Annotated in this window: 10 protein-coding genes; 4 read left to right on the top strand and 6 right to left on the bottom strand. The window is 52.7% G+C overall.

Annotated elements, in window-relative coordinates; genetic code table 11:
* Positions 1-117 precede the first annotated feature (117 nt).
* Together ynaL and dbpA are read left to right on the top strand one after the other, a co-directional pair.
* Complete coding sequence (gene ynaL, locus CSE01S_RS23460; protein ID WP_373322593.1) at positions 118-288, top strand: proline-rich small protein YnaL; 171 nt, start codon at positions 118-120, stop codon at positions 286-288.
* 28 nt (positions 289-316) lie between these two features.
* Positions 317-1,690 carry an ATP-dependent RNA helicase DbpA gene (gene dbpA, locus CSE01S_RS01415; RefSeq protein WP_042283268.1) on the top strand — a complete coding sequence of 458 codons (1,374 nt, stop codon included), beginning with the start codon at positions 317-319 and terminating at the stop codon, positions 1,688-1,690.
* Between the two features lie 67 nt (positions 1,691-1,757).
* On the opposite strand, the gene ttcA is transcribed toward dbpA, so the two are convergent.
* The 4 genes from ttcA to nifJ form a co-directional block, all read right to left on the bottom strand.
* On the bottom strand, positions 1,758-2,693 hold the full coding sequence (gene ttcA / locus CSE01S_RS01410) for a tRNA 2-thiocytidine(32) synthetase TtcA (protein WP_042283261.1): 936 nt from the start codon (positions 2,691-2,693) through the stop codon (positions 1,758-1,760).
* Positions 2,694-2,889: 196 nt separating this feature from the next.
* Entirely contained in the window at positions 2,890-3,324 is a 435-nt protein-coding gene (uspF, locus tag CSE01S_RS01405) for a universal stress protein UspF (protein WP_042283257.1), read from the bottom strand.
* 203 nt (positions 3,325-3,527) lie between these two features.
* Complete coding sequence (gene ompC / locus CSE01S_RS01400; RefSeq protein WP_042283255.1) at positions 3,528-4,643, bottom strand: porin OmpC; 1,116 nt, start codon at positions 4,641-4,643, stop codon at positions 3,528-3,530.
* A 361-nt stretch (positions 4,644-5,004) separates the two neighbouring features.
* A complete protein-coding gene (nifJ, locus tag CSE01S_RS01395; RefSeq protein ID WP_042283253.1) occupies positions 5,005-8,529 on the bottom strand; it encodes a pyruvate:ferredoxin (flavodoxin) oxidoreductase in 3,525 nt (1,174 codons plus the stop codon).
* A gap of 602 nt (positions 8,530-9,131) precedes the next feature.
* Between nifJ and CSE01S_RS22010 the strand changes: the two genes are divergently transcribed.
* Both CSE01S_RS22010 and CSE01S_RS01380 read left to right on the top strand, forming a co-directional pair.
* The gene (locus CSE01S_RS22010; RefSeq protein ID WP_072014930.1) at positions 9,132-9,659 is read left to right on the top strand and encodes a C40 family peptidase; all 528 of its coding nucleotides are present in this window, start codon (positions 9,132-9,134) and stop codon (positions 9,657-9,659) included.
* A 154-nt stretch (positions 9,660-9,813) separates the two neighbouring features.
* Complete coding sequence (locus tag CSE01S_RS01380; protein WP_042283247.1) at positions 9,814-10,086, top strand: putative hemolysin; 273 nt, start codon at positions 9,814-9,816, stop codon at positions 10,084-10,086.
* A gap of 2 nt (positions 10,087-10,088) precedes the next feature.
* On the opposite strand, the gene hslJ is transcribed toward CSE01S_RS01380, so the two are convergent.
* Together hslJ and CSE01S_RS01370 are read right to left on the bottom strand one after the other, a co-directional pair.
* The gene (gene hslJ / locus CSE01S_RS01375; protein WP_042283246.1) at positions 10,089-10,511 is read right to left on the bottom strand and encodes a heat shock protein HslJ; all 423 of its coding nucleotides are present in this window, start codon (positions 10,509-10,511) and stop codon (positions 10,089-10,091) included.
* Positions 10,512-10,615: 104 nt separating this feature from the next.
* A complete protein-coding gene (locus tag CSE01S_RS01370; RefSeq protein ID WP_042283245.1) occupies positions 10,616-11,605 on the bottom strand; it encodes a 2-hydroxyacid dehydrogenase in 990 nt (329 codons plus the stop codon).
* Positions 11,606-11,798: the final 193 nt, after the last annotated feature.

The following is an 11,798-nucleotide window of genomic DNA, read 5'->3' as shown; positions in this document are numbered from 1 at the left end:
CACAATTGATTCGTACGACGCCGACTTAAATAAGTCGGCTTTTTTTTGCCAGCAGGTTATCAACGACTACCCTAAAAGGGAGCCCACGATCTACCGGAGGCAAAAATGACTCGTCTGATGGTGTCACTGAAACTGGAAATTCGTTTTTCCGATCCTGTACCGACCGATCCGGTTCCTGTTCCTGACCCGGTGCCGCGTCCGCAGCCCATGCCTGACCCACCGCCTGATGAAGAACCGATTAAATTGTCGCATCACAGGCGCAGATCTGCGAGGATACGCGCCTGCTGACTGTGAGTCGTTACCGCGAGATTAAATTGTGACCGCTTTTTCAACCCTGAACGTTCTGCCCGCCGCCCAGCTCGATAACCTCAACGAGTTGGGCTATTTGTCGATGACGCCTGTTCAGGCCGCCGCGCTACCGGCGATTCTGGCCGGGCAGGATGTTCGGGTTCAGGCCAAAACCGGCAGCGGTAAAACGGCGGCGTTTGGCCTTGGGCTTTTACAGCATATCGACGCCGCTCTGTTTAAAACCCAGTCGCTGGTGTTATGCCCGACGCGTGAACTGGCCGACCAGGTCGCGGGGGAATTGCGCCGTCTGGCACGCTTCCTGCCGAATACCAAGATATTGACCCTGTGCGGCGGCCAACCCTTTGGCGCGCAGCGCGACTCTCTCCAGCACGCGCCGCACATCATCGTGGCGACACCTGGACGGCTACTGGACCATCTGCAAAAAGGCACGGTTTCGCTGGATGCGCTTTCGACGCTGGTGATGGATGAAGCGGATCGGATGCTGGACATGGGGTTTAGCGACGCCATTGATGAGGTGATTCGCTTTGCCCCTGCGTCACGCCAGACGCTGCTGTTTTCGGCGACCTGGCCCGAGGCGATTGCCGCGATCAGCAGCCGCGTTCAGCGAAATCCGGTAACCATTGAGATCGATACGGTTGATGCGCTTCCGGCCATTGAACAGCAGTTCTTCGAAACGGCTCCCCAGGACAAAATTCCGCTGTTGCAAATAATACTCAGCCAGCACCAGCCAAAGTCTTGTGTGGTGTTCTGTAACACCAGGAAAGATTGTCAGGCGGTATGCGATGCGCTGAACGCAGCGGGGCAAAGCGCGCTGGCGCTGCATGGCGATCTGGAACAGCGGGATCGCGATCAGACGCTGGTGCGTTTTGCTAATGGCAGCGCACGCGTGCTGGTCGCCACGGACGTGGCAGCGCGCGGGCTGGATATTAAGTCTCTGGAACTGGTCGTCAATTACGAGCTGGCGTGGGACCCGGAGGTCCATGTGCACCGTATTGGTCGAACGGCCCGCGCCGGGAATAGCGGTCTGGCGATCAGCTTTTGCGCGCCAGCAGAGGCGCAGCGAGCCAATATCCTTTCGGAAATGTTGCAGTTAACGCTGAACTGGCAGGATGCGCCAACGAACGTGACGCTAATGCCGCTCGAGGCGGATATGACCACGCTATGCATTGACGGCGGGAAGAAAGCCAAAATGCGTCCTGGCGACGTGCTGGGCGCTTTAACTGGCGAGTTGGGACTGGACGGCGCGGACATTGGAAAAATTACCGTGCACCCGGCGCATGTCTACGTCGCGGTGCGTCAGGCGGTGGCGCATAAGGCGTGGAAACAGTTACAGAACGGGAAAATTAAAGGGAAGTCCTGTCGGGTTCGCCTGTTGAAGTAAGCCCTTTGACGTTAACGCCGGATACGGCAAAGCCGTTATCCGGCAGGGTAAAAGCGTCAAACGACGCTTACTTCACCTCAACCACATTCAACCGTAGCTCAGCAAGCTGATGTTCATCTTCTTCTGGCTGCCAGCCTACAGGCTGTAGCGGGATATCTTCGCGATCGAACGCCAGATCGCCACCGTCTACCACCTCTGCGCCGTGTCTGATCCCTTTGAAGTCAAACAGGTTAATGTCGCTCAGGTGAGACGGCACCACGTTCTGCATGGCGCTGAACATGGTCTCAATGCGACCCGGGTAGCGTTTATCCCAGTCGCGCAGCATGTCGGCAATCACCTGGCGCTGTAAGTTCGGCTGTGAACCACACAGGTTACAAGGAATGATAGGGAACGCTTTCGCCTCGGCAAAACGTTCAATATCTTTTTCCCGGCAGTAGGCCAGCGGACGGATCACGATATGTTTACCGTCGTCGCTCATCAGCTTTGGCGGCATGCCTTTCATCTTTCCGCCGTAGAACATGTTAAGAAACAGGGTTTGCAGAATATCGTCGCGATGGTGTCCAAGCGCAATCTTGGTGGCGCCCAGCTCCGTAGCGGTACGGTAAAGAATACCGCGGCGCAAACGCGAGCACAGGGAGCAGGTGGTTTTGCCTTCCGGAATTTTCTCTTTTACGATCCCGTAGGTGTTTTCCTCAACAATCTTGTACTCCACGCCGAGTTGCTCGAGGTATTCAGGAAGAATATGCTCAGGAAAACCGGGCTGTTTTTGATCGAGGTTCACCGCCACCAGCGAGAACTGGATCGGTGCGCTTTGTTGTAAATTGCGCAAAATCTCCAGCATGGTATAGCTGTCTTTGCCGCCTGAAAGACAAACCATGATGCGATCGCCGTCTTCAATCATGTTGAAATCGGCAATGGCTTCGCCCACGTTTCGGCGCAGACGCTTCTGTAATTTATTGATGTTGTACTGCTCTTTCTTACTCATTTCTTGATTTTGCGACATGTAATAGAGGCTCAATTCATTGTGTGGCATCAGAGGGGGCGACATCACGCCGAAGGATCCGCGGACGCTGTCTGATATAAAAACCGTGGAGCGTATGGTACGGATTAGCGAGAAAAATGTCAGCACATTTAACAGGCAAAACGCAGGGGGCAGGTAAGAGAAGAAAAAGCCCGCAACGGGGTGCGGGCTGAAAGGATTAGCGAACCACCAGTACCGAACATTCAGCGTGACGCACGACAGCCGCCGCGTTCGACCCTAACAGGTAGGTGGTGATATCCGGACGGTGCGAGGCAATAATGACCATATCCGCCGGCAATTTCTTCGCCATTTCCAGAATCTTGTCTTTTGGCGAACCCTCAGCAATATGTACCTGGACTCTGTCCGCCGGGATATTGAACTGCTTTATCATCTCTTCCAACTGAGATTTGGCTTCAGCTTTCAGATCGTCCATGGCGGGCAACTCTGCGGAGTAGGCCAGGCCCAGCGATGCGTAATAAGGCAGTGACGGAATCACGGTCAGAAAATGCACCTGCGCATCGTCAATCCTTGCTTCGGCTTCAACGTGGGAAATCACCCGTTGAGTTAATTCTGAGTCTGAAATATCGATAGGTACCAGAATCGTTCTGCTCATAAAAACCTCCTGTTAATGTATCCATATAAAGTGTAACGCCTTTTAGCTCGGTAAGTATAACGACGATGGTCACATTTTGGCATCACATATTTATGATTTTAATTATATGGTATGCATGTGTCAGCACAGCAAAGCGCGCAACAGAGAAGGACAGGGAGATTTAGCGCAGAGAATAGCCCGCCGTCGCCAGCGGGCTGAAGAGCTTAGAACTGGTAAACCAGACCCAGCGCTACAACGTCATCGGTGTTGATACCGTTGTTAGCATAGAAGTTGTCGTCTTCGTCCAGCAGGTTGATTTTATAATCAACATAGGTCGACATATTTTTATTGAAGTAGTAGGTCGCGCCGACGTCAGCGTATTTAACCAGATCTTTACTGGTGTCGTTACCCTGGCCGCTCAGGTCTTTACCTTTAGACATCAGGAAAGACACCGCCGGACGCAGGCCAAAGTCGAACTGGTACTGCGCAGTCACTTCCACGTTTTGCGTTTTGTTCGCTACGCCGTCATCGCCGTACGGGGTCATGTTGCGGGTTTCAGAATACATCGTCGCCAGGTAGATGTTGTTGGCATCGTATTTCAGACCCGCAGTCCAGGCATCCGCGTTTTCGCCGCCAGCCACTTTGCCGCCAGCGTTAACCTGCTCGTTGGTCCGGTCAGAGGTTGTGTAAGCAGCGCCAGCGCTGAAGCCCATGCCCATATCATAAGTCGTCGAAATACCGAAACCGTCGCCGTTGGAGTGTTGAAGATCGCGGCCGTTGTTATTGGTGCCTTCCTGACCGTTCTGGTTTTCGTTGTTGCCCTGATACTGAAGCGCAAAGTTCAGTCCGTTTACCAGGCCGAAGAAGTCCGTGTTACGGTAGGTTGCGACGCCGTTTGTACGACCGGTCATAAAGTTGTCAGCCTGGGTGTATGAGTCGCCGCCAAATTCCGGCAGCATATCGGTCCAGCCTTCCACATCGTACAGTACGCCATAGTTACGACCGTAGTCGAATGAGCCATAGTCGCCGAATTTTACGCCCGCGAATGCCAGACGGGTCCAGGAATTTGAACCTTCGCCTTCCGTAGTATTCGCCTGTACGTTATATTCCCACTGGCCGTAACCGGTCAGTTGGTCGTTAATTTGGGTTTCGCCTTTGAAGCCAACACGAACATACGTTTGATCGCCGTCAGACTTATTGTTGTCAGAGAAATAATGCAGACCATCTACTTTGCCATAGAGATCTAATTTATTGCCGTCTTTATTATAGACTTCAGCGGCATGCGCTGCGCCAGCGGCTAACAGGGCAGGGATTACGAGAGCCAGTACTTTTCTTTTCATCGAAATAATCCTTTCGTTTATTATTTACCTGTGACTCCCTCTTAAGGGGAGTAAAAGCATGCTAAAGGAGAAGTTCCGTAAAGAGATAAGTATGAATTGTTACGTCTTAAGTAAAACCTTAATTAAATAATTCTATGGTAACAGTAATAATTAGCGTGAATGTATTAACCAAAAATATATAAAATAAAAATTATACAAGTTAAATTTGATGCGATATTCTGCGCGGGTTATATGCCTTTATTGTCAAACTCTGCTTTTTGTTGGTCCATTGCGAAACGTACTGATTTACCAGCAAACATACTGACAAGCCCGAACGATGTTCGGGCTTTTTTTTTATTTCCAGGTGAATCCCGCCAGGCCGTTATTCACTGTTCGCTTTTTCTGCTTTCCCCGCCAGTTGCGCCAGGAAGTCATAGCGTTTTTGCAGGTCCGCGGCGGCATCTTTCCATAGTTGCTCCGCGACCTCGGGCTGCTGCGCATTAAGACGGCGGAAGCGCTGCTCGTTAAGCAGGGTTTCCGCCAGCGCATCTGACGGTGGACGAGAGTCAAGCGCCAGCGGCACTTTGCCTTCATCCGCGCGACGCGGATCGAAACGATAAAGCGGCCAGAAGCCAGTCGCCGTCAGTTGACGCATCTGGTCGTGGCTCAGCGCCAGATCGTAGCCGTGCTCTTCACATGGGCTGTAGGCAATGATCAGCGACGGTCCTGGATACGCCTCCGCTTCCTGTATGGCTTTCACCGTCTGGTTTAGCTGCGCGCCAAGCGAGATCTGCGCGACGTAAACGTGACCATACATCATCATGCTGACGCCGAGATCTTTACGCGCCTTGCGCTTGCCGTGTTCGCCAAATTTTGTGACAGCCCCAAGCGGCGTGGCTTTTGACGCCTGGCCGCCGGTATTGGAATAACACTGCGTGTCCAGCACCAGAATGTTGACGTTTTCGGTCAGGCTCAGCACATGATCGAGACCGCCGAAGCCAATATCGTAAGCCCATCCGTCTCCGCCGATAAGCCAGATTGATTTCTCAACCAGCGCATCGGCATCGGCGACCAGCTCGCGCGCACCGTCGACATCTTGCAGATGCTGGCGCAGGGCGGCAACCTGTTCGCGGCGAACGTCCGGTGTCGCTTCGGCGTGCAATGCCTCGTAGAGCGCCGTTGGGATCTGTTCGGCAAACTGCGACAGCAGGCGCATCACCCGCACGCGATGCTGATCGACCGTCAGACGGAATCCCAGACCGAATTCGGCGTTATCCTCAAACAGCGAGTTAGCCCATGCCGGCCCCCGTCCGTTCGCATCGGTGGTGTACGGCGTTGAAGGCAGGTTACCGCCGTAAATGGATGAACACCCGGTGGCGTTGGCAATCAACATGCGATCGCCGTACAGCTGGGTCAGCAACTTGATATACGGCGTTTCGCCGCAGCCGGAACAGGCGCCGGAATATTCAAACAGCGGGGTGATCAACTGCGAAGTACGAATATCAATGCGTTCAAGTTTGCTGCGATCAATTTCTGGCAGAGCGAGGAAAAAGTCGTAGTTCACTTTTTCTTCTTCCACATGCTCAAGGCGGGACATCATATTAATCGCCTTGATTTCCGGGTTCTGGCGATCTTTCGCCGGGCACACCTCGACGCACAGGTTGCAGCCGGTGCAATCTTCCGGAGCGACCTGCAGCACATATTTCTGGCCACGCATATCACGAGATTTCACGTCCAGCGAATGCAGAGTGGCTGGGGCGTTCTCCATCTCCTGTGGCGACACGACTTTGGCGCGAATCGCCGAATGCGGGCAGGCGGCGACACAATGGTTACACTGAGTGCACAGTTCCTCTTTCCAGATTGGAATTTCTTCGGCTATATTGCGTTTTTCCCAGCGCGTGGTGCCCATCGGCCAGGTACCGTCCGGCGGTAAGGCGGAGACCGGAAGCGCGTCACCGAGTCCGGCGAGCATCGCGGCGGTGACCGTTTTGACAAAATCAGGGGCTGCGTCCGAAACGACCGGTGGACGGTGGGCGCTTTGCGGATTCACCGACTGTAGCGGCACTTCAACAACCGATTCGCGGGCCAGCGCCAGCGCCTGCCAGTTGCGCTCCACCAGATCCTGTCCTTTGCTGCTGTAGCTTTTGGCGATTGCGCCCTGAAGTTCAGCCAGCGCGCTGTCGCCAGGCAAAATGCGCGTCAGATGGAAAAAGGCCATCTGCATGACGGTGTTGATGCGTGCGGCCAGACCGCATTCGCGAGCGATTTTCGCGGCGTTAATGACGTAGAAACGCGCCTTTTTCTGATTCAACACCGCCTGGACTTCCTGTGGCAAACGCGCCCAGACCTCATCGGCGTTATAGGGGGTATTGAGCAGGAAGATCCCGCCAGGCTTGAGACGTTCTGCCATCGGGTATTTGTCGATAAACTGCAATTGATGACAGCCAACAAAGTCGGCCTGCGAAACAAGGTAGGCGGAACGGATCGGCTGTTCGCTGACGCGAAGATGCGAAACCGTCAAACCTCCGGCCTTTTTCGAATCGTAGACGAAGTAACCCTGCGCGTACCAGGGGGTCGAGTTACCGATAATCTTGATGTTGTTTTTGGTCGCCGAGACGCTGCCGTCGCTGCCCAGTCCGTAAAACAGCGCTTCCAGCCGGGCGCTGGAGGGAAGGGTGTTTTCCGGTAACGGCAATGACAAATTGGTCACATCGTCGTAAATACCCACAGTAAAACGCGATTTTGGTTGCGTGCTGCTCAGTTCAGTGAAGACCGCCAGCACGCAGTCGGGGCCGAACTCTTTCGAAGAAAGACCGTAGCGTCCGCCGATAACGCGCGGCAGTGTCTCACGCTCGCCGCGGTTAAAGGCTTCCGCCAGCGCGGTCATGACGTCCAGATACAACGGCTCTGCCTGGGATCCCGGCTCTTTGGTACGATCGAGTACGGCGACCGAACGTACCGACGCTGGCAGAGCGCGCAGCAGGTGTTGTGCGGAGAACGGGCGGAACAAACGTACTTTCAGCACGCCAACGTTTTCACCGCGCGTCAGCAGTTCGTCGACCACCTCTTCGCAGGTGCCGATACCCGACCCCATCAGGATGATCACGCGTTCAGCCTGTGGGTGACCGTAGTATTCAAAGGGGCGATATTGACGACCCGTCGCCGCGGCAAAATCATTCATCGCTTGCTCAACATGGTCGTAAACCGCGTTGTACCATGGGTTTGTCGCTTCCCGCGACTGGAAGTACGTATCCGGGTTTGCCGACGTGCCGCGAATCACCGGATGCTCCGGATTAAGCGCTCTGGCGCGATGGGCGTCGATTTCAGCCTGTGGCATCAGGTTCAGCAGCGTATCGTCAGCCAGCGGCACGATTTTGTTGATTTCATGCGAAGTACGAAAACCATCAAAAAAGTGAATAAAGGGCACCCGGCTTTTCAATGTGGCGATTTGGGCGATCAGCGCGAAGTCCTGCGCTTCCTGAACGCTGGCCGCGCACAGCATGGCGCAGCCGGTCTGGCGGACGGCCATTACGTCGGAATGATCGCCGAAAATAGACAGCGCATGTGTCGCCACGGTACGGGCGGCGACGTGCAGTACGAACGGAGTAAGCTGTCCCGCCAGTTTATACAACGTCGGGATCATCAATAGCAGACCCTGGGAGGACGTAAAGGAGGTCGACAGAGCCCCGGTTTGCAACGCACCGTGCACGGTAGCGATCGCGCCGCCTTCAGACTGCATTTCGACCACGCGCGGGGTATCTCCCCAGACGTTTTTAAGCCCGTTCCCCGCCCAGGCGTCCGCCTGTTCAGCCATTGTTGAACTGGGCGTTATGGGGTAGATGGCGATAACTTCACTGGTGCGGAACGCTACGGAGGCCACCGCGCCATTACCGTCAATTGTGATCATATGACACCCTTACATTGCGCAAATTGAAAGACGCTCTCTACAGCATGGCGTCCCGATAGTTATCTTTTCAGTATAGGACTTTCCTGTATTCCCTTGAAGTTATGCGGCTTTCGAGTGCACAAATTGACACACAGATCGCGAAACAAGATCGGAAATTTAATATTTGTTTAACCCCGATGATGCCCACGTTTTTATTTTTCCGGGGGCAAGGTGTGCAATATATTTTTACGTTGTCATCAAAAAGTCGATTGTTTATTAACGTGGGTTTAACAGCTTTATCTTATTTTTTAAGTGAGGTCCAAAACTGGACCGTAATTTTCTTTGAGAAATTTCTTAAGAAAATTATTATCCTTGCCGTTCTCTTGGGATATGACTGTTCTTAATAAGATGATTTAAGTTTGGCTTTAGGTCTGCTGTCTCTACACTGGGTGCAGAACTGGGCAGGAAAGCCTTGTTATTTTTTGCTGTTAGCACAGTGATAATAACCAGCCAGTTGCGGATACACGCAATTTAAACATATTATTTACACGTAATAACGTGAATCTTCTTTGTGCGCGAAAAAGTCAGGATGTGATAATGTAATTACTTGTTTTGATTAAATTATGATTCGTTTATTTTTGCTTGCTTTACTTATATCTACCTCATCATCGTCTTTTGCGTTTGTTAAAATTCAGGCCAAAGACTGGGGCTTCAATACCTTTTCTACGTTGTCTTATGCTGATAATTCCGTAAATCGGTCGTCAGCTCAGCGTAACAACAAACAGCTTAAACAACGCATTATGCGTGAATTCGCACAGTGGCAGGGTACACATTACCGCTGGGGCGGGGACAGCCGCCGTGGCATTGATTGCTCCGCCTTTACGCGTCGTATTATTGCCTCGACGATTCATAAACACTTGCCGCGGACTGCCCGTGAGCAAAGTCATATCGGTCGTCGGATACATCAGAATGAACTTAACGTCGGTGATTTGGTGTTTTTCGAAACGAAACCAAACGTCCATCATGTTGGGGTTTATATCGGAAATGATGCGTTTATTCATGCATCCAGTTCGGAAGGTGTGACGTTGTCACATCTTTCAAACCGATACTGGCAGTCGCGCTATGTGACCGCTCGTCGGGTGAGTGTTTAAGGCTCGTGGGGCCGCGTGAGATCAAAAACCGCACGAATAACGCGATAAAATGCGGCTACGGCGCATAAATGCGCGCGTTGACTCTCGACGCGACAGCTTCGCATGCCTATTATTAGTGCGGTTCGTTTGGCTTTCAGCAGATAAGGGGAGAGAAATGCGCGCAGCGTTTTGGGTAGGATGTGCCGCGTTATTATTGTCGGCGTGCAGCAGTGACAATGAACCTGTTCAGCAGGCGACGGCGGCGCATGTCGCTCCGGGGTTAAGAGCGGCGATGACCAGCTCCGGCGAGGCCAATTGCGCCATGATAGGGGGATCGCTCTCTGTCGCCCGTCAACTGGACGGTTCTGCCATTGGTATGTGCGCGCTTCCCAACGGCAAACGCTGTAGCGAACAATCTCTCGCCGCGGGAAGCTGTGGTAGTTATTGATACTACTGCATTAAGTCGGCCAGTTTATAGCTCAGAGTATGTTCCGCCGTCGCCAGCGTAAGCTGGTTAGCGGTCAGGTCTACCTGTGCACCCTTGCTGAGCATGGCGCTCAGCGTGGCGTCCAGTTGATTAAGTTGCGGGTCGGCGCACATCATCCGCGTCATTGCCAGATTTTTGGCTTTCAGCTCGCCATCTGACAGCGTGGCCTGACCGGTGAAGCGATTACACATCTTGCCTGAGATCGTCATCTTTTCTCCGAAGCTCAGCTCGGGAGCCTGCTGGCTTGCCGCGATCGGTTTTCCGTCCACGCTTTCCAGCACGAAGCGATGATGCTGTAGCTGCTCGCGGCTGACAGACACTTTTCCATTACTCACACAACCTGCCATCAGCAGGCTCAGCGCAACCAGCGCGACTACCTTCTTCATATCAACTCTCTGAATCTTAACAATCAATAACAGAATAACGATCTTACCGAATATGGCTTTGGGGAAAATCTGAAAACCCCTCCCAAACGTGGGAGGGATGAGCGTTAAAACAGGGCGTTAGGGCACGATTCACCGTTCATTAACTGCTGCAAATTGTGCAACGTAGTTTCTGAAATGCTGGTCAGCGCTTCCGCCGTGAGGAAGGCCTGATGCCCGGTAAACAGGACGTTGTGGCAGGCGGAAAGCCGACGGAACACATCATCCTGAATGACGTCATTAGACTTATCTTCAAAGAACAAATCGCGTTCGTTCTCGTAAACATCCATACCCAGCGAACCAATTTTCTGATTTTTCAGCGCTTCAATAGCCGCCTGGGAGTCGATCAGCGCTCCACGACTGGTATTGATCACCATCACGCCATCCTTCATCTGGTCAAAGGCCGCGTGGTTAAGCAGATGATAGTTCTCCGGCGTTAATGGGCAGTGCAGGGAGATCACATCCGACTCGGCAAACAACGTGGCGAGATCGACATATTCCACCCCCAGCTCAAGCGCAGCAGCGCTCGGGTAGGGATCGAACGCCAGCAGTCGCATACCAAAACCTTTCAGGATGCGCAGAGCGGCAATGCCAATTTTACCGGTACCAATGATCCCGGCTGTTTTACCGTGCATAGTGAAACCGGTTAAGCCCTCGAGCGAGAAGTTAGCATCGCGGGTGCGCTGATAAGCGCGGTGAATGCGACGGTTCAGCGTCATCATCATACCAACGGCGTGCTCAGCGACGGCTTCCGGCGAATAGGCCGGCACGCGCACGACCTGTAAACCCAGCTCCTTTGCCGCGTCAAGATCGACGTTGTTGAAACCCGCGCAGCGCAGCGCGATGAACTTAACGCCTTGTTTCTTCAGCTCTTCAAGTACCGGTCGACTTCCGTCATCGTTTACGAAAATACAGACGGCCTCGCAGCCATGGGCGGTTTTCGCTGTCTTTTCCGTCAGCAAAAAGTCAAAAAATTCAAGATCAAAGCCAAAAGCCTCGTTAACCTGTTGCAGGTACTTCTTGTCGTACTGTTTAGTGCTGTATACGGCGAGTTTCATAAGACTTTCTCCAGTGATGTTGAATCACACGTATTGAATTCAAATTATTTTACAAAATATAAAAAAGTATTGAAAGTGATACATATAATGAATAATTCTAGAGCATCTATCCTTAAACTGGGCATGTTTCGGCAAACATGACACAATAGTGGCCTTATTCGGCTTAATTTAATGCTAAATCAGGATATTAACT

Source organism: Citrobacter sedlakii NBRC 105722 (genome assembly GCF_000759835.1).
GTDB lineage: Bacteria > Pseudomonadota > Gammaproteobacteria > Enterobacterales > Enterobacteriaceae > Citrobacter_A > Citrobacter_A sedlakii.
This window is presented reverse-complemented; position numbering and strand designations above follow the sequence as displayed.